This window comes from Hymenobacter sp. BT730 (assembly GCF_030542105.1).
Taxonomy (GTDB): domain Bacteria; phylum Bacteroidota; class Bacteroidia; order Cytophagales; family Hymenobacteraceae; genus Hymenobacter.
In genome coordinates, this window is sequence record NZ_JAUOFB010000001.1 from 587,832 (window position 1) to 607,043 (window position 19,212).

Genomic DNA, 19,212 nt, shown 5'->3' on the forward strand with positions numbered 1-19,212 from the left:
GGCTTCATACCAGATGGAGCCCGGCTTTTTTGGGTGAAAATGACCGGTATAAGTGCGGGAGGAAAGTAAAAGCCAGGTTTGATATCCGGGCCTAAAATTCACCGGCGAGGCGTGGATGGAGTCGAACGAGTGATTGGACCAGTTGGTCGAAATGTGTCCATCTGAAAGTAAGCTCCACAGTAGGTTTGCAGGCCCTACGGAATAGCGCACGTAAGGTTACGCTCAGTTTCAAACTTCTACCCCACACCTCATTTGCATGAAAATACTCTTACACTCCGTACTTCTACTGCTGGCTTTAGTGCCGTTGGGAGTACAGGGACAAGCCCGGAAGAGGGACTCTATAACTGATATAGATCCAAGTATTTCCACGGCCCAGTCTACCACGGCCCGTAAATCGTTGAAGCGCCAGACTACCCCGGTGGCAATGGCTGTTGCTGCTACGTGTATCAACACCACGACGCTCAACTTTGCTACCCGCACAACGAACGAAGACTGGAAAAACCACGCACCGGTGAATGCGGGAGGTGGCTCTACGAATACAACCATCAGCACTGCGGGCTCTTATGTAGAGCCGGCCGGAGGCACTCAGACCGGCCTGTATGTGACGCCGGTTAACGGTGCCAATTCCCTGTACTGGGAAGCAGATTATACCAGCACAGCCGACGTCACTACCCAGATTACTTATTCCCTCAACCGTCCGGTAAACAACTTCAGCCTGCGGATTCAGGACATTGACCTGGGGGCCCAAGCTTGGGTAGACAAGGTAACCTTCACGGCTACGCAGGCCGATGGGACAGTGCTAAATCTGTCTTCGACTACGGATGCTACTGTAACGCGTGATGCCGCTTACATTTCCTTGAGCGGCAATAGCCTCCAGGGGCTTCAGAACGTTGCCGCAAACTCCACGCTGGGCAACGTAACGGTAACATTTAACAAGCCCATCGTTTCTTTTAAGATAACCTACCAGAACGTTATTACCGGCATTGCTGATCCGCTGGGGCAGTATATCGCCATTGACTACATGTCGTGGTGTACGCAGGCCAACGTAGCTACTACTTTGTCGGGCACTAACCACGCCAAGGCGGGCTCAACGGTAACCTACACTGCCACTACTACTGCCAGCGGTGACTATGCCGCTACCGGCGTGCAGCCCAAGGTGCAGTTTACCCCAGGCACCGTGCTGGCCTCTTACCCCACCGGGAGCACCTACGTGCAATCGACGGGGGTATTGACGTTGCCGACCATTGCCAACCTGGCCATCGGGGCCAGCAGCACGTCTGTTATTACGTTCGTAATGCCGGCCACTACTGTGAACGGCACGGCCAGTAGCACCATTGGCACCGACGACGCCGACCCGCTGGACAACAACGGCTCTGCCGCCGCCGCCAAGGTGACAACCGTGGTAAATACACCGCCCGTACCCACGGCGCTGAGCTCTACCACGCCTCGGGCAGTGTATACGCAGCTGTCGCCCTTGGCCGCTACCGATGTAAACGGAGATGCTATCAGCACCTTTACCATCACGCAGGCCAGCCTGACTGCGCTGAATACTTCCGGCAAACTGTACGTCAAGTCGGGGTCTACTTACACGGAAGTTAACGCGGGCAACTTTTCTGGTCTGGTGCTGAGCGCGGCTCAGGCCGCGTCCCTGTACTTTTTGCCGAACAGCACGGCGAGTGTCGGTACCGTTAGCTTCAGCTACTATGCCACCGATTCGCAGGGCGACATCAGCACCTCAACGGCGGCCTATTCGCTGAACATCACGAACAGTGCCCCAGTTGCCGCTACCACTACCTATTCGGGGGCAACTATTTATAGCACCGATGGGCAGAAAGCCATTACAGCGCTGCAGGCTTCGGATGCCGATGGCACCATTGCTACTTACCAGATTGCCAGCCTGCCTACGGATGGTACGCTGTTCTATAACACCAATGCGGATGGCATCAGCGGTACGTACGTAGCCGTTGCCAGCGCTAATCTGAACACTCTGAACCTGAGCCCGGCTCAGGCTGCCTCGCTGCGCTTCGACCCTTCCGGCCTGGCCAGCGGCAACGTCATCTTCACGTTCACTGCCAAGGACAACAATGGCCAGGTGAGCAACACGGCTACCTATACCATTCCCGTGGCCAGCTCTATTGTCCCGGTTGCTGCCAATACCACCAACTCGGGTACTATCCTGAGCAGCGCCGGACAAACGACTATCAGCAGCCTGCAGGCTTCGGATGCGGACGGCGCCATTGCTACTTACCAGATTGCCAGCCTGCCCGCAGACGGAACGCTCTACTACAACAACAACGTCGATGGCGTGAGTGGCACGTATGTCGCCTTCACCAGCGGTAATATCGGCACGGTAACGCTGACCCCGGCGCAGGCCGCTTCGTTGAAGTTTGACCCATCCGGCGCTTTTAATGGCAACGTGGCCTTTACGTTCACGGCCAAGGATAACGTGGGGAACCTCTCGAACGTGGCTACCTATACGGTGCCCGTAAGCAACGTGGCCCCGGTAGCCGCCGACGTGACGATGACGACGGCCCAGCCTATTCCCGGCGCGAATGGCCCCACGGCTATTCCGGCCCTGACGGCTACGGATACCGATGGCACGGTTGCTTCGTATCAGATTTCGGCGCTGCCCGGCAGCGGCACGCTCTCCTACAACACGGCTGCCGATGGTACCTCGGGCACCTATGTGGCCATTACCAGCGCTATGCTAACTGGCGGCGCTTCCCAGTTAAACCTGACCGCCCAGCAGGCGGCTTCGCTGAAATACGACCCCTCGGGCGCCACGAACAGCAACGTTACCTTCACTTACACGGCCACCGACAACAACGGCGCTGTAGATGCTACGCCCGCTACGTTCACCATTACGCTCGGCAACCAGGCTCCGCGCGCCATTTCCGGTACGAACAGCAGCGTTACAACGACCACGAAAAACGATGCTTACCGGTTGAACTGGACCGCCCCGAATGGCACGCTGAATGGCTCGGATGCCGACGGCACCATTGCCTCCTTCACCATTACCGGCGGCTTGCCAAACACCACGACGCAGGGGGAGCTAACCTACTCCACCACCGACCTGGGAGTCAATGTGGGGCGTAACAACAACGCTTTGACAATCATTACCACCAGTACTGTTATTCCGGCGGGCGCCTACCTGTATTTCAACCCGGCTGCCAATACCACGGCTACCACTCTGGCCCTACAGTTTACGGCCAAGGACAACAGCGGCCTGGCCAGTGCCAATACGGCTACCTACACTGTACCGGTAAACCAGAACATTACTGAGCCGATTGCCAGCAACGTGTCCTCGGGCCCGATTGTGAGCAGCGCCAGTGCTACAGCCATTACGGCCTTCTCAGGTTCGTTAAATGGGAATACGTCGCTCTACAGCTACATCATTCGCACCATTCCAAATGGCGATACCCAAGGGACACTGTACGTGAACGGAGTAGCCGTGACTACCCCCGAGTTTGAGCTGCTGGCCGCCGATGCCAATAAACTGACCTTTGACCCGAGTGGCGCCAGCAACACCACGGTAACTTTCACCTACACCGTGCGCGCTAACAGCGCTACGGGCCCTGTTGACACCACGCCGGCTACTTACACCATCACACTCAGCAACGCGGCCCCGGTGGCAACAGCCGTGAGCAACTCGCTGAGCAGCCCCATTGCCAGCTCGGCCGGTCAAACGGCTATCAGCTCCCTGAATGCAACGGATGCCGATGGCTCGATTACTTCCTACTCCATCAAGAGCCTGCCTACGGATGGTACGCTGTACTACAATAACAATACGGATGGGGTGAGTGGCACTTATGTGGCCTTCACCAGCGGTAATATCGGGACAGTAACGCTGACCCCGGCCCAGGCAGCTAAACTGAATTTTGACCCCTCGGGCGCCTTTGGCGGCACGGTAACGTTTACCTACGCGGCAACGGATAACCAGAGTGCCGTTTCCAACACGGCTACCTACTCTATTCAGGTAACCGATGTGGATAAGGAAGCCGTGTACACGGTTGCTGCTGCGAAGAATGTAGACAGCTACACAACCGGTAATTCTCTGGCCACGGTAACCGATGCGGATGGGGCTCTGGCCTCCGCTGTGCTGGCCACCGGCAGCACGTTGCCCGCCGGCGTAGCCTTAAATGCTACTACGGGTCAGTTTACCGTAAGCAATGCTTCTCTGTTAGTAGCTGGCTCATACCCTTTGAGCGTAGCTACTACCGATGTCCTGGGCGGTGTGACGACGCAGAGCATCACCCTCACCTTCACGGCCGATAAGGAAGCCGTGTACACCGTAGTGGCTGCCAAGAACGCGGACGACTATACTACTGGTGCCTCTTTGGCTACCGTAGCTGACGCCGACGGTGCATTAACCTCCGCCGTGCTGGCTAACGGCACCAGCCTCCCTGCTGGCGTAGCCCTGAACGCTACCACGGGCCAGCTGACAGTGAGCAACGCCTCCTTGCTGGTAGCCGGTAGCTACACCTTCCAGGTGAAAACCACCGATGTTAATGGTGGTACCACGACCCAAGCCGTCACCCTGACCTTCACCGCCGATAAAGAAGCTGTATACACCGTGGCCGCCGCCAAAAATGTAGACAGCTACCCGGTGGGTGCTTCCCTGGCAACCGTAAACGATGCCGATGGCGCGTTGACGGCTGCCGTCCTAGCCGGTGGTAGCACGCTGCCTGCTGGGGTGGCCCTCAACGCAACCACGGGGCAGTTCACCGTATCGAATGCGGCCCTGCTAGTGGCCGGCACGTACGCCTTGAGCGTAACCACTACCGATGCTTTGGGCGGTACTACTACCCAGAGCATTACCCTCACGTTTACGGCGGATAAAGAAGCCGTGTACTCGGTGGCTGCCGCAAAGAATGTGGATAGCTATACGGCCGGTGCATCTTTGGCAACGGTTACGGATGTCGATGGTACGTTGACCGCAGCCGTACTGGCCAACGGCAGCACGCTGCCAGCCGGGGTAGCGCTTAATGCTACTACGGGTCAGTTCACCGTGAGCAGCGCTTCGGCCTTGGTAGCCGGCTCGTATCCTCTAACAATTAATACCACAGACGCAAACGGCGGTAAATCAGCGAGCACTATCACGCTGACCTTTACGGCTGACCGGGAAGCGGTGTACTCTTCGCCCAACACTTATAACCAGGATGTGCTCAGCAATGGCTTGTCCCTGGCAACAGTAACGGATGTGGACGGCGCCCTGACTACTGCCGCGCTGGCTACGGGTACTTTGCCCACGGGCATGAGCTTCAACCTGTCTACGGGCCAGTTCACAGTAAGCAACAGCGCCACGCTGGCGGCTGGCACTTACAGCTTCACCGTAAACACGGTGGATGCCTCCGGCGGTAAGTCGACGGTACCGGTTAGCATTACCATCGCCGCCGATAAGGAAGCGGTGTACTCGCTGGCTACGGCGAAGAACCTGGATGCCTACACGACCGGCAACTCCCTGGCTACGGTAGCCGATGCCGATGGTGCTATTGTTTCTGCTACGCCGAATGGCACGCTGCCAGCCGGAGTTAGCCTGAACGCCACCACCGGGCAGCTGCTGGTATCGGATGCGGCGGCCCTGGTAGCGGGCACCTACACTTTCCAGGTAGCCACCACAGATGCAGTAGGCGGCTCGACGACGCAGTCGATTACGCTTAACTTCAGCGACGCCGAAGCGGTGTACACCGTGGCCGCCGCTAAAAACGTGAAGAGCTATGCGAACAACCAGAGCCTGGCGACGGTAACGGATGCCAACGGCGCTATTACCTCGGCCGTTTTGGCCAATGGCACCAGCCTCCCTGCTGGCGTAGCCCTGAATGCCACCACGGGCCAGCTGACAGTGAGCAACGCCTCCTTGCTGGTAGCCGGTACCTATGCCTTCCAGGTAACAACGACCGATGCTACCGGGGGTATTACCACCCAAGCCGTGACCCTGACGTTCACCGGTGACGCCGAGGCCGTGTACTCCTCGTCCAACACTTACAACCAGGATGCGCTTAGCAACGGCATGTCGCTGGCCACCGTAACGGATACCAATGGAGGTGTAGTGCAAGCTACCCTCACAACGGGCACCTTGCCCACGGGCATGAGCTTCAACCTGACTACGGGTCAGTTTACGGCAAGCAACGCCACGCTGACGGCCGGCACTTACAGCTTCCGGGTAAACACGGTAGACGCCACGGGCGGCAAATCCACTAACACCGTTGATATTACCATCACGACGGACGCGGAAGCAACGTACTCGGTAGGTAACACCTACGCGAAGAGCAACCTCCGCAATGGCCAGACGCTGGCCTCGGTTACCGATGCTGATGCCACGCTGACTTCGGCTACCCTGGCCGCTGGCAGCAGCCTCCCAATGTGGATGCAGCTCAATACCTCGACTGGCGCCATTACTATTCCAGTGGCGACTAATGCTGCTGCTGGCGTGTTTACCGCTACCATAAACACGGTTGATGCCGTGGGTGGCAAATCGGTAACCACCGTGAGCATTACCGTTACGGTACCGCCGCTGCCCATTGAGCTGACGACGTTCAACGTGCAGGCTGTGCAGGCAAATGCCCAACTGACGTGGCGCACGGCCGTGGAGAAGAACAACGACCACTTCGCTGTGGAGCGCAGCTTCGACGGCCTCACATTTACGTCGATAGGTCAGGTGCGCGGTAATGGCAGCACCACCAACTACCACGACTATACCTTCACGGACGCGAATGTAGGGCTGAGCTATACGGGTACCGTGTACTACCGCCTGCGTCAGGTGGATATGGATGGCAAGGAGCACATTACGCAGATTCGCACGGTACGCTTTAAAGCTACGGCTAGTGCCGCCAGCATTAGCCTGTTCCCGAACCCGGCTGTGGATAACACCACGCTGGACCTGAGCAAGCTGCCCGCCGGCACTTATCAAGTACAGGTGCTCGATATGACGGGCCGGATAGTCCGCCAGGCTTCGGCCCAGGGCGGTCTGCAACAGGCACTGGATATCCGCTCTTTGAGCGAGGGTACCTACCACATTCTGATTCACGGGAATAGCCTGAATCTGAACCAAAAGCTGGTGAAGAGAAACTAGCCTTTCGCCGATGGCGTCCGAAAAGCCCCTTCCAGCTTGGAAGGGGCTTTTTGTTTTTTCTTCCACCATTTCAGGCAGACTACGTAGCAGCAAGTTGGTTTACTAGTTCTATGTGTTAGTAAGACTTACTTTATGAAACCTGCTTCTTCGAATAATATAGCCCCGGAGGCTGCCCCCATGGAGTTTTCTTTCGCCACCGCTGCCGACTATGATGTGGTGATAGTGGGGGGCGGCAGCGCCGGGCTGAGTGCCGCCCTGGTGTTGGGCCGCAGCTGCCGCAAGGTGTTGGTTTGCAGTAGCGGCCCGCCCCGCAACAGCACCTCGCCCGGCGTGCACAGCTTTTTCACCCGCGACGGTATTAAGCCCGCCGAACTGCTGCGGGTAGGCCGGGAGCAGCTAGCGCCTTATCCCACCATTAGCACCCGGGAGGCCTGCGTTACCCATATCGAGGTAAAGGAAATAGGTTTCAGCATCACCATGCAGCCTGATAGGGGCGGCCACCCGGTTACGGTTTCAACCCGGCGGGTGCTGCTGGCCACCGGCGTCACCGACGACCTGCCGCCCATTGAGGGTATGCGCGAGCTGTGGGGCATGGGCGTGCTGCACTGCCCGTATTGCCACGGCTGGGAGGTGCGTAGCAAGCCCCTGGCCGTATTAGGGCAGGGCAAAACCGCTTTTGGGCTGGGCTTGCTCATCAGCCGCTGGAGCAAGGATGTGGTGGTGTGCACCAATGGCCCCAGCGGAATCAAGGAAAAAGGCATGCGGCGGCTGGAGCGGCATGGCGTGGTGGTGCGCGAAGATAGAATTGCGCGCCTGGAAGGCCGCCCTACCGGCGAGCTGCGCCACATCGTATTTGAAAACGGGGAGAAGCTCTCCCGCCACGCGCTGTTTCTGCACACCCACCAACGGCAGCGCAGCACGCTGGCGGAAGAAACCGGGTGCCGCATGCTCTCCAGCGGTGCCGTGTGGACCAGCAAAAAAGCCCAGACCAGCATCAAGGGTATCTACGCCGCTGGCGACATTACCCCCGCTCCGCAACAAGCCATTATTGCTGCCGCCGAAGGCTCCCTGGCCGCCATTGCCATCAATGAAAGCCTGACGCGGGAAGAGTGCCGCTAGCGAAGCTTAGAACAGCGCGCTGGCCACCTGCCGGATGCTGTCCGATTTGCCCATGCTGTAGTAGTGCAGCACGGGTACGCCGTGCGCCATTAGCTCTTTGCTCTGGTTGATGCACCACTCAATGCCAATACGCCGGGCCACCTCGTTGCTGGGAGCCTGATGCACGGCATCGGCCAGCTCTTCCGGAATGTTAAGGTAGAAGGCCCGGGGCAGCATGGTGAGCTGGCCTTTGGCCGTGAGAGGCTTTAAGCCGGGAATGATGGGCACATTGATGCCCGCTTCCCGGCAGCGCTTCTCGAAGCTGAAGAACTGCTCATTGTCGAAGAACATCTGGGTCACGATGTAGTCGGCGCCGCGGTCTACCTTGTGTTTGAGGTAGCGCAGGTCGGCCGCGTAGTTCGGCGACTCGAAGTGCTTTTCAGGGTAGCCGGCCGCGCCAATGCAGAAGTTGGTGGCCCAGGTGTCGTCCTGCTCCTCGTCCAGGTAGGAGCCTTTGTTCAGGTCGGCCACCTGGCCAATCAGGTCGCAGGCGTAGCTGTGGCCGTCAGGGTCCGGCAGGAATCGGCCTTCTGATTTGATAGGGTCCCCGCGCAGGGCTAGTACGTTATCAATGCCCAGGAAGTGCAGGTCGATGAGGGCATTTTCGGTTTCCTCCTTGGAGAAGCCACCGCAGATGAGGTGGGGCACCGTATCTACATCGAAGCGGTTTTTGATGGCCGCGCAGATACCGACCGTACCCGGCCGGCGGCGCACGGTTTTCTTTTCCAGCAAGCCGTTGGGGTGCTGCCGGTACACGTACTCCTCGCGGTGGTAGGTGACGTCAATAAACGGGGGCTTGAACTCCAGAAGCGGCTCAATATTGGTGAACAGGCTCTGGATATTCTCGCCCTTTTTCGGCGGCAGAACCTCAAAGGAAAACAGCGTTTTTCCCTTGGCTTGCAGCAGGTGGTCGGTTACTTTCATATGGAGCACCAACTAAAAGCTGGTGGGTATTGCGGTGGTGTTCAAAGCTTGTGCCCTAACAAAAGGAGCGTAGCTACTACTTACAGGGCAGTTACGGGCACGGAAACCGGGTCATAGTTCAGGTTGGGCGCCAACCAGCGCTCCAACTCCGGCAGCGGCATGTTCTTGCGTTGGGCTATGTCCGCTACCTGGTCTTTGCCGATACGGCCCAGCCCGAAATAGCGGGAGTTGGGGTGCGCGTAGTAGAAGCCGCTGACGGAAGAGGCCGGGTACATGGCTAGGTTTTCCGTCAGGCGGATGCCGGTTTTATTTTCAGCGTCCAGCAGTTCGAACAGCGTGATTTTCTCGGTGTGGTCGGGGCAGCCGGGGTAGCCGGGTGCGGGCCGCACACCCTGGTATTTCTCCTGAATGAGGTCTTCGTTGGAAAGGTTCTCCGCGGGCGCATATCCCCAGAATTCCTCCCGCACGCGCTGGTGCAGGCGCTCGGCAAACGCCTCGGCGAGGCGGTCGGCCAAGGCTTTCACCATGATGCTGGAGTAGTCGTCGTGGTCTTTTTCGAACTGGTCCAGCAGCTTTTCAATGCCCAGGCCCGCCGTCACCGCAAACCCGCCGATGTAGTCCTCCCGGCCGGTTTCCCGCGGAGCCACGAAATCAGAGAAGGCCAGCGAAGGTATGCCGGGGGCTTTTTCGCTCTGCTGGCGCAGAGTAAAAAACTCGGTCTGTACCTCTTCCCGCGACTCATCGGTAAACACCTGAATAGTGTCGTGGTCGAGGGTATTGGCGGGCCAGAAGCCCAGCACTGCGCGGGCCGTGAGCAGCTTTTCGTCGATGATTTTCTTCAGCAGCGCCTGCGCATCCTCAAACAGCTTGGTAGCTGCCTCGCCCAGGTTTTCGTCTTCCAGAATACGCGGGTAGCGGCCTTTCAGCTCCCAAGTGTGGAAGAAGGGCGTCCAGTCGATGTAGGTGGCCAGCTCGGCCAGCGGGTAATCCTCCAGCACTTTGGTGCCGAGGAAAGAAGGCTTCGTGATGGGCGTGGTTTCCCAATCGGCTTTAAACCCGTTTTCCCGGGCGGCTTCAATGGGCAGGTAGTTTTTCTCGCGCTGGCGGCCGGCGTAGTCCTCACGCAGCTGACGGTAATCTTCGCGCACGGTGCGGGCATATTCCACATCAGCGGAGCCCAGCAAAGCGGCAGCTACGCCTACGCTGCGGGAGGCATCGTTTACGTGCACCACAGGGCCAGAATAGTTGGGTGCAATCTTCACAGCCACGTGCAGACGGGAAGTGGTGGCGCCGCCAATGAGCAGCGGGGTTTTCAGGCCGCGCTTTTCCATTTCCTGGGCCACGTACACCATTTCATCCAGGCTTGGCGTGATGAGCCCGCTCAGGCCAATGACATCTACCTGCTGCTTCACGGCTTCGTCCAGAATCTTTTCCAGCGGCACCATCACGCCTAGGTCTACGATGTCGAAGTTGTTGCAGGCCAGCACCACGCCCACAATGTTTTTGCCGATGTCATGCACGTCGCCTTTCACCGTGGCCAGCAGAATTTTGCCGGCGGTCTGCCGGTCGCCACTCTGCTTGTCGGCCAGTAGGTAGGGCTCCAGGTAGGCCACGGCCTTCTTCATCACGCGGGCCGATTTCACCACCTGGGGCAGGAACATTTTGCCGGCGCCAAATAAGTCACCCACCACGTTCATGCCGGCCATTAAGGGGCCTTCAATCACTTCCAGCGGCCGGTTTACCTGCTGGCGCACTTCCTCGGTGTCCTGGTCAATAAACTCGGTGATGCCTTTTATCAGGGCGTGCTGCAAACGCTCGGCCACGGGCAGGCTGCGCCAGGCATCGGCTACCACTTCGGCCTTGTCTTTCTGCTTCACAGTTTCGGCGAAATCCACGAGGCGCTCGGTGGCATCGGGGCGTCGGTTGAGGAGCACGTCTTCCACTAGCTCCAGCAAATCCTTGGGCACTTCATCGTATACGGCCAACTGGCTGGGGTTTACAATGCCCATATCCAGCCCGGCCTGGATGGCGTGGTAGAGGAAGGAGGAGTGCATAGCCTCGCGCACCACGTCGTTGCCGCGGAACGAGAAGCTGATGTTGCTCACGCCGCCGCTTGTGAGCACGCTCGGCAGGTTAGCTTTAATCCAGCGCACGGCCTCAATGAAATCCAGGGCGTAGTTGCGGTGCTCCTCCATGCCGGTGCCCACCGTCAGGATGTTGGGGTCGAAGATGATATCCTCGGCCGGGAAGCCCACTTCGTTTACCAGAATATCGTAGCAGCGCCGGCAGATTTCGATGCGCTTTTCTAGCGTGTCGGCCTGTCCGTTTTCATCAAAAGCCATAACCACCACGGCGGCGCCGTACTGGCGCACGGTGCGGGCGTGGGCTTTGAATACTTCCTCGCCCTCTTTCAGAGAAATGGAGTTGACGATGCTCTTGCCCTGCACGCACTTGAGGCCGGCTTCCAGCACGCTCCATTTCGAGGAGTCAATCATGATGGGCACGCGGGCAATGTCGGGCTCGGAGGCAATCAGGTGCAGGAAGGTGGTCATGGCCTGCTCCGAATCCAGCATGCCTTCGTCCATGTTCACGTCCAGCACCTGCGCGCCGCCTTCCACCTGGTCGCGGGCTACCTGCAGGGCGGCCTCGTAGTTGCCGGTGCGGATGAGGCGGGCAAAGACGCGGCTGCCTGTCACGTTGCACCGCTCGCCCACGTTCACAAACAGGCTGGTTTCATTGATGCCGAAGGGCTCCAGGCCGCTCAGGCGCGTCACGGTCGGCACGGCAGGCAGGGGGCGGGGCTGGTATTTCTCGGCCAGCTTGCTCAGCTCGGCAATGTGCTGGGGCGTAGTGCCGCAGCAGCCGCCCACTACCGTCAGCAGGTTGTCTTTGAGGTAGTCTTCTACCACCGCCGCAAACTCCTGCGCCGATTCATCATACCCACCAAAAGCGTTGGGCAACCCGGCATTAGGGTAAGCCGAAATGTGCACGTCGGCAATGCGGCTGAGCTCCTGCACGTATTGCTTGAGCTGATGCGCCCCCAAGGCGCAGTTCAGCCCCACACTCAGCAGCGGCAGGTGGCGAATAGAGTTCCAGAAAGCCTCCACCGTTTGGCCCGACAGCGTACGGCCGGAAGCATCGGTAATGGTGCCGGAAATCATGACGGGCACCACTTTGCCGCCGTCATCGAAGAACTTCTGCACGGCGTACAGGGCCGCTTTGGCGTTCAGGGTATCGAAGATGGTTTCAATCAGCAGCGCATCGGAGCCGCCTTCTACCAAGCCGCGCACCTGCTCCAGGTAGGCGGTGGCCAGCTCGTCAAACGTCACGGCCCGGAAGCCGGGGCGGTTGACGTCGGGGGAGAGGGAGGCGGTGCGGTTGGTGGGGCCCACGGCGCCGGCCACGAAGCGCGGCTTGGCGGGATTCTGGGCAGTAAACTCATCGGCCACTTCCCGCGCAATGCGCGCCGACTCGTAGTTCAGCTCATACACAATGTGCTCCAGCCCGTAATCGGCCTGGGCAATGGTGGTGCCGGAGAAGGTGTTGGTTTCCACCATGTCAGCCCCGGCCGCGAAGTAGTCGGCGTGAATGCCCCGGATGATATCGGGGCGGGTAAGGCTGAGCAGGTCGTTGTTGCCGCGCAGGGGCTTGGGGTGGTCGGCGAAGCGGGTGCCCCGGAAATCAGCTTCTTCCAGCTTATGGCGCTGGATCATGGTGCCCATGGCGCCATCCAGAATGAGGAGGCGCTGGCGCAGAATATCGTGGAGCGGGGAGGAGGTCGTCGTCGGCATGTCGGCTTTTCAGAAAAACGGCAGTCAATAGCCTATCCAGAAAGAGCCGCGCCAGAGCGGGTTCTGTACTTATCTTCTTCCACCAAAAAGAGGTAGAACGGGAGTTAGCACCTTGTTTTGATCAGGTTGCTAAGACGTCATCGGGCCCAATCCCTCGGTCTTTCTGGATAAGTAACAAGACGAAGATACGGCAGGAATGTCCTTAATCCAATTTTTCGGACCTTGGCAGCGTTACCCTGCGGGTTGTCAGAATCAAAAATTGACCAAGCTTTTCTATTTCTTTCGGCATGCTACAGCCACCATCTATTCTGGGCTTTATAGCGGCGTTGCTGGTGCTGCCGGGGGCATTGCTGCAGGCGCAAACGCTACCCAAAACCCCGGGCACCGGCCTGCAGGGGCAGTATTATAACGGCCGCAACTTCCAGGAGCTGGCACACACCCGCACCGATCCTACTATCGACTTCGATTGGACTTACAGCTCACCAGCCCCAGGCCTGCCGCGGGAACGGTACCGCTCGCCGGCACCCGGCGTTTCGGGGGAGGACTTCTCTATTCGCTGGACGGGGCACATCTACGTGCCGGTGACGGGGCTCTATACTTTTCGTATCCTGTCCGATGACGGCATGCGCGTGTGGGTAGGCGGCAAGCGGGTGCTGAGCTCCTGGCGCGACCAGCGGGTAACGGCCGTCACGGCCCAGGTGCAGCTCATGGGGGGCCGCTACTATCCCCTGCGGGTGGAGTACTACCAGGTACTGTGGGACAGCCGTGCCCTGCTCAGCTGGCAGCTGCCTAACTCAACCGAGGACCCGCAGCCTATTCCGCCGCAATATCTGTACGCCAAGCTGCCGGCTTCAGCCAAGCCGGTACCGCGCGAGGTAGTCCGGCCCCAGCCCCCAGTGGCAGCTCCGGCCAAGGCTACTGCGCCAGTGGTGCGGACGGTTCGGCCACCGGCGCGCCGCGCGGCGGTAGTTAAACCTCCCCGGGAGGCCGTGGTGGCGACGGTTGCTCCGAAGCCAGTGGTGCCCGTAGCGGTGCCGGCTGATACAAGCACTGCCGGGGCTCTGCCCGATTTAAGCACCCTGACCAAAGGCACAGCGGTTACGCTTCCTAACCTATATTTCACCCAGGGTAAGGCCACGCTGCTGCCCACGTCGCGGCCTATGCTCAACCAGCTGGTGCGTACCCTACAGGCCCAGCCCACGCTACGCCTGGAAATTGCCGGGCATACCGATAACGTAGGCGACGCGGAGCTGAACCGGCAGCTCTCGGAGCAGCGGGCCCGCACGGTGCGCCGGTATCTGGTGCAGCAGGGCATAGATTCCACGCGCCTGATACCAAAGGGCTACGGCGGCACGCGCCCGGTAGCGGATAACCGGGACCCTAAACAGCGCCCGCGCAACCGCCGGGTAGAAGTGGTGGTGGAGTAAAAAACCGCCCAGATGCCAGCTAACCGCGGGATGGTTATGCCGTAGGTTTTTTCGTAGAGAGAAAACAACTGACTATTCCCTAGCGCTATGGCTACTAAAAAACCAGCTACTTCCACCAAAAAGGACACCACACCCAAGCCCGTGGACCGGCCCACGGCCAAAGACATGAAAAAGGTAGCTCAAAAGCTGCCCTACCCGGCCAAGCAGGCCGATATGAAGCTGCAGCCGGGCATGAGCTTCAGCACCTACCGCGCTGCCGGCAAGCTGCAGAATAAAGTGGCCCTGATTACGGGCGCCGACAGCGGCATTGGCCGGGCCGTGGCGGTGGCCTTTGCTATGGAAGGCGCCCACGTGGCCGTACTCTACAACGAAAACACCCAGGACGCCGAGGAAACCAAGCGGCTGGTAGAAGCGCAGAACCGGAAATGCCTGCTGCTGCAGCTGGACGTGCGCGACCCGGAGCAGTGCAAGCAGGCCGTGCGCCTCACCCGCAAGGAACTGGGCGGGCTGAATATTCTGGTGAATAATGCCGCCTTTCAAATGGCGCAGGAGAAGTTTGAGGACATTCCTGAAGAGCAGATTCGTCGCACCTTCGATACCAATATTCTGGGCTATATCTGGATGGCGCAGGCCGCCGTGCCTCATCTCCAAAAGAACGATTCTATTATCAATACCGGCAGTATTGTGGGGCTCACGGGCAACCCGCTACTGATTGATTATACGGCCACCAAATCGGCCATCCATGCCTTCACCAAAAGCCTGGCCACGCACCTGGGCGAGCGGGGCATTCGGGTGAACTGCGTAGTGCCGGGGCCGGTTTGGACGCCCAACATTCCGGCCACCATGCCGCTGGAAGAAATAGAGAAGTTTGGCTACGAAGTGGCCCTGAAGCGCCCGGGGCAGCCCGAGGAAATAGCGCCCGCCTATGTGCTGCTGGCCTCCCAGGATGGTTCTTTCATGACCGGCAGCCTTGTGCACGTCACGGGCGGCAAGCTCAGCAGTGACCAATAGCACCTTTCGCGGTGATACTCTCTGAGAAACAGCTGATTATTTTTAACAGCCGCCTCGCTTTGGGGTTGGTGTTATAAGTAGTGACCCCGCTCATCAAGCCTCAATCAAAGCCATGACCTATCCCGAAGGAACCGTTCATGCCCTGCTTCAGACTGATTTAGTCACGGAGGCCACCCGCACGGCGTTGCAGGCCCGGCTGGATGCTCCGGCCCATTATGAACCCCGGTTTTTCGATGCCGATACCTATCAGGTGCTGCGTGCGGTAGCTGCGCGGCTGCTGCCGCAACCCGAGCGCGCCAGGCCTATTGAGCTGGCTCCGGTCATTGATGCGCGTCTGGCCGAAGGCCGCTCCGACGGCTGGCGCTACGATGTACTGCCACCCGACCGAGAGGCCTATCGGTTGGGGCTGGGCGGAATTAACCAGGCAGCACAGAAGCAGTTTCAGCAGGATTTTCGGGAGTTGAACGAAGCCCAGCAGGATGCGGTGGTGGAGCAGCTGGCTGCGGGTAAGGCCGCCGGCAACAACTGGATGCAGCTAAATCAGGGCCGTTTTTTTGAGGAGCTGCTGGCCGAGCTGACGGAAGCCTACTACGCGCATCCATTGGCTCAGGAAGAAATTGGCTATGTGGGTATGGCTGATGTGCCCGGCTGGACGCGCATCGGTTTGAATGAGCTGGAACCCCGGGAGCCCGAGGAGCAACCCTAACCCCTGTTTACAGCTTCATCATTTAAAACCAGCCTAACCAGTAGTGATATGCCCGACGAAGAAGTACTGGAAGAAGGGGTGCTAAACCCGGTGAAGCCCGAGATTCAGGACCCGTTGCTGAAAAGCCTGCTAAAAGAAGAAGCGGCGCCCGTAGAAAAGGAGCAGCCCCAACCGCTGCCCGACCCCACGGATGAGGTGGATTGTGTGGTGATTGGCACCGGCGCGGGTGGCGCCCCCTTGCTGGCCCGTCTGGCTATGGCCGGACTGAAGGTGGTGGCCCTGGAAGCGGGCCCCTGGCATAACCCAAGCCGTGACTTCGCCACTGACGAAAAAGCCCAGGAATTTCTGTTCTGGAACGATGAGCGGCTGGCTGCCGGCCAGGACCCGGTGGCCTTCGGTAAAAATAATTCCGGAACCGGCGTAGGTGGCTCTACCCTGCATTATACGGCCTACACGCCCCGCGCGCAGGACGACGACTTCCATATCCGCCGCGACTTTGGCGTGGGCATGGACTGGCCCTTCGGCTACGATGAGCTGGAACCCTATTACGAGGAATTGGAGCAATTTTTGGGGATTTCCGGCCCGGAGAACTACCCCTGGGGCAAGCCCCGCCGCCGGCCCTATCCATTAGCCCCGCTGCCCCTGAATGGTGCGGCCCAGCTCATGGCCCGGGCCTGCCAGCAACTGGGTATTCGCACCTCGCCGGCCGCTAATGCGTCGCTGTCGGCGCGCTATTACCAGGAGGGCGTGGGCTGGCGCGAGGCCTGCACCAACCGGGGTTTCTGTCAGGCGGGGTGCAGTACCGGCGCCAAAGCCAGCATGGACGTCACCTTTTTGCCTCTGGCCGTCGGGCATGGGGCTGATATTCGGCCGAATAGCTTTGTTACGGAGATTGAGCGCGACGAGAGTGGCCGCATTACCGGGGTAGTGTATCAGCAAAATGGGCTGCCGCAGCGGCAGAAATGCCGCCACCTGTTTCTGTGCGCCGGCGCTGTTGAAACTCCGCGCCTGCTGCTCCTAAATGAGCTGGCCCTGAACAGCGGCCACGTGGGAAAAAACTTTATGGCCCACACCGGCCTACAGGTTTGGGGCACTTTTGCCGAGGATGTGCGGCCCTACAAAGGCATTCCCGGGGCTCTGATTTCCGAAGACATGCACCGCCCGCCCCAGGCCGACTTTGCCGGTGGTTACCTGCTGCAGAGCATTGGTATAATGCCTGTCACGTTTGCCGGGCAGGTGGCGCGGGAGCGGAAGCTATGGGGGCAGCCGCTGCGGGCTTATATGCGCCAGTACAACCACGCAGCTGGTATTGATATGCACGGCGAGTGCCTGCCGCATGCGGAAAACTTCTTGGAGTTGGCCGAAGAAAAAGATGCACGCGGCCTACCCAAGCCGCGTATCCACTTCACCAACCATGAAAACGAACGGCGCATGATGCGCCACGCCGAGAAGCTGATGCGGCAGATCTGGACCCAGGCCGGGGCGCAGGATATCTGGTCTTTTCCACGCAATGCCCACCTCATTGGCACGGCCCGTATGGGACTAAGCGGCGACGATGCCGTGGTAAATGCGGACGGAAAAGCCTTTGACGTACCTAACCTCTACATCTGCGACAACTCCGTATTTCCCAGTTCCCTTAGCGTAAACCCGGCACTTACCATAATGGCGCTCAGCCTGCGTACCGCCGATAAATTCCTTGAAGCGCGCCGCCTCGTTTCCTGAATTGCCACCTGAACCTTACCTCGCCATGGCTAAAACCTTCCTCACGCTCATCAAAGAAAAGTTCGGCAGCGGCAACTACGAAGGCGACCAGTATGGCGGCGCGGGCGGCAGCGACGGCAGTGGCCTGCCCACCGGCTTGCCCGGTAACTTCATGTTTGCCACCGGCATCGAGTGCAGCTACCCTACTATCGACAACGGCCGCACCCGCCGCGACCTGCTGGCCGAATGCTACCACTATGAGCGTTACAAGGAAGATCTGGGCCTGGTAAAAGAAATGGGGCTGAAGGTGCTGCGCTATGGCCTGCCTTACTACCGTATTCATCAAGGCCCGGGCCAGTATGATTGGGAGTTTGCTGACCAGGCTATGGCTGAAATGCAGCGCCTGGGTATTACGCCTATTCTGGACCTGCTGCACTTTGGCGTGCCCGACTGGCTGGGTAATTTCCAGAACCCGGAGCTGCCCGTGCACTTTGCCGAGTACTGCGGCGCCGTGGCCAAGCGCTACCCTTGGGTGCGGTTCTATACGCCGGTCAATGAAATTTACGTAACGGCCCGCATGAGTGCCCTGGATGGCGCCTGGAATGAGCAGCTAAAGTCAGATACAGCCTTTGTGACGGCCCTGAAGCACCTGGTGGCGGCCAGCATTATGGGCAACCAGCAGATTGCCATTCACCGCCCCGACTGCATCATTGTGCAGAGTGAGTCGGCGGAGTTTACGCACGAGCTGCGCGCTACCCGCACGCCAGCCATTCAGTTGGGCAACCGTCTCCGGTTTCTGGCTCTCGATCTGCTCTATGCCTTTCATCCCGATGCGCAGGTGATGAACTACCTCTACGACAACGGCATGACGCGCACGGAGTATGACTGGTTTATGGCCGGTGAGCCGCCTGGCTACCAGATTATGGGCAACGACTACTACGGCCGCAACGAGCGAATTATTCTCCCCGATGGAACGGTGTGCACCAGTATTGACGTGCTGGGCTGGTACAACATCACCCGCGAATATTACCAGCGCTACCGTAAGCCCGTGATGCACACGGAAACCAATGTGTTTGATGCCAATGAAGCACCCACCTGGCTCTGGAAACAGTGGGTCAACATCCTGCAGATGCGCAAAGAAGGCGTGCCGGTGCTGGGCTTCACCTGGTATTCCCTCATCGACCAGGTAGACTGGGACAGCGGCCTGACCCGCAAAGCCGGCAGCCTGAATGCCTGTGGCCTTTTTGATCTGGACCGTAAGCCCCGGCCGGTAGCCGAGTCTTATAAAATGCTGCTGAAGGAGTATGGCCAGATTACCATTGTTCCCCACGGCGAGATGTTCGAAGTAACGACGCAGCCGGCCACCCTAAAAGTGGAGATATAGGATGAATAAGATGTAAGTAATTTTCAGTAACATGGTGG

General features: G+C 59.1%; 9 protein-coding genes and 1 riboswitch. Of the genes, 7 read left to right on the forward strand and 2 right to left on the reverse strand.

Annotation, left to right across the window (positions count from 1 at the left end):
- Positions 1-256 precede the first annotated feature (256 nt).
- A complete protein-coding gene (locus Q4G72_RS02520) occupies positions 257-7,072 on the forward strand; it encodes a putative Ig domain-containing protein (RefSeq protein ID WP_303309862.1) in 6,816 nt (2,271 codons plus the stop codon).
- 132 nt (positions 7,073-7,204) lie between these two features.
- Positions 7,205-8,191 carry an NAD(P)/FAD-dependent oxidoreductase gene (locus Q4G72_RS02525; protein ID WP_303309863.1) on the forward strand — a complete coding sequence of 329 codons (987 nt, stop codon included), beginning with the start codon at positions 7,205-7,207 and terminating at the stop codon, positions 8,189-8,191.
- Positions 8,192-8,197: 6 nt separating this feature from the next.
- On the opposite strand, the gene metF is transcribed toward Q4G72_RS02525, so the two are convergent.
- Both metF and metH read right to left on the reverse strand, forming a co-directional pair.
- The gene (gene metF, locus Q4G72_RS02530; protein ID WP_303309864.1) at positions 8,198-9,154 is read right to left on the reverse strand and encodes a methylenetetrahydrofolate reductase [NAD(P)H]; all 957 of its coding nucleotides are present in this window, start codon (positions 9,152-9,154) and stop codon (positions 8,198-8,200) included.
- A gap of 80 nt (positions 9,155-9,234) precedes the next feature.
- Positions 9,235-12,945 carry a methionine synthase gene (metH, locus tag Q4G72_RS02535; protein WP_303309865.1) on the reverse strand — a complete coding sequence of 1,237 codons (3,711 nt, stop codon included), beginning with the start codon at positions 12,943-12,945 and terminating at the stop codon, positions 9,235-9,237.
- A gap of 66 nt (positions 12,946-13,011) precedes the next feature.
- A riboswitch (SAM riboswitch) is annotated at positions 13,012-13,119 on the reverse strand.
- Positions 13,120-13,232: 113 nt separating this feature from the next.
- Here metH and Q4G72_RS02540 point away from each other — a divergent pair.
- From Q4G72_RS02540 to Q4G72_RS02560, 5 genes are all read left to right on the forward strand, one after another.
- Entirely contained in the window at positions 13,233-14,372 is a 1,140-nt protein-coding gene (locus Q4G72_RS02540) for a PA14 domain-containing protein (RefSeq protein ID WP_303309866.1), read from the forward strand.
- A 165-nt stretch (positions 14,373-14,537) separates the two neighbouring features.
- A complete protein-coding gene (locus Q4G72_RS02545) occupies positions 14,538-15,383 on the forward strand; it encodes an SDR family oxidoreductase (protein WP_502213670.1) in 846 nt (281 codons plus the stop codon).
- A gap of 112 nt (positions 15,384-15,495) precedes the next feature.
- A complete protein-coding gene (locus tag Q4G72_RS02550; protein ID WP_303309868.1) occupies positions 15,496-16,089 on the forward strand; it encodes a gluconate 2-dehydrogenase subunit 3 family protein in 594 nt (197 codons plus the stop codon).
- 48 nt (positions 16,090-16,137) lie between these two features.
- Positions 16,138-17,811 (forward strand): GMC family oxidoreductase, encoded by a 1,674-nt coding sequence (locus tag Q4G72_RS02555; protein ID WP_303309869.1) that lies wholly within the window; start codon positions 16,138-16,140, stop codon positions 17,809-17,811.
- Positions 17,812-17,836: 25 nt separating this feature from the next.
- Entirely contained in the window at positions 17,837-19,174 is a 1,338-nt protein-coding gene (locus Q4G72_RS02560; RefSeq protein WP_303309870.1) for a family 1 glycosylhydrolase, read from the forward strand.
- Positions 19,175-19,212 lie beyond the last annotated feature (38 nt).

Coding starts and splice junctions, on each gene's coding strand:
- Q4G72_RS02520 (WP_303309862.1), top strand. CDS start 257: ATGAAAATACTCTTACACTCCGTACTTCTACTGCTGGCTTTAGTGCCG.
- metF (WP_303309864.1), bottom strand. CDS start 9,154: ATGAAAGTAACCGACCACCTGCTGCAAGCCAAGGGAAAAACGCTGTTT.
- Q4G72_RS02555 (WP_303309869.1), top strand. CDS start 16,138: ATGCCCGACGAAGAAGTACTGGAAGAAGGGGTGCTAAACCCGGTGAAG.
- Q4G72_RS02550 (WP_303309868.1), top strand. CDS start 15,496: ATGACCTATCCCGAAGGAACCGTTCATGCCCTGCTTCAGACTGATTTA.
- metH (WP_303309865.1), bottom strand. CDS start 12,945: ATGCCGACGACGACCTCCTCCCCGCTCCACGATATTCTGCGCCAGCGC.
- Q4G72_RS02540 (WP_303309866.1), top strand. CDS start 13,233: ATGCTACAGCCACCATCTATTCTGGGCTTTATAGCGGCGTTGCTGGTG.
- Q4G72_RS02525 (WP_303309863.1), top strand. CDS start 7,205: ATGAAACCTGCTTCTTCGAATAATATAGCCCCGGAGGCTGCCCCCATG.
- Q4G72_RS02560 (WP_303309870.1), top strand. CDS start 17,837: ATGGCTAAAACCTTCCTCACGCTCATCAAAGAAAAGTTCGGCAGCGGC.
- Q4G72_RS02545 (WP_502213670.1), top strand. CDS start 14,538: ATGAAAAAGGTAGCTCAAAAGCTGCCCTACCCGGCCAAGCAGGCCGAT.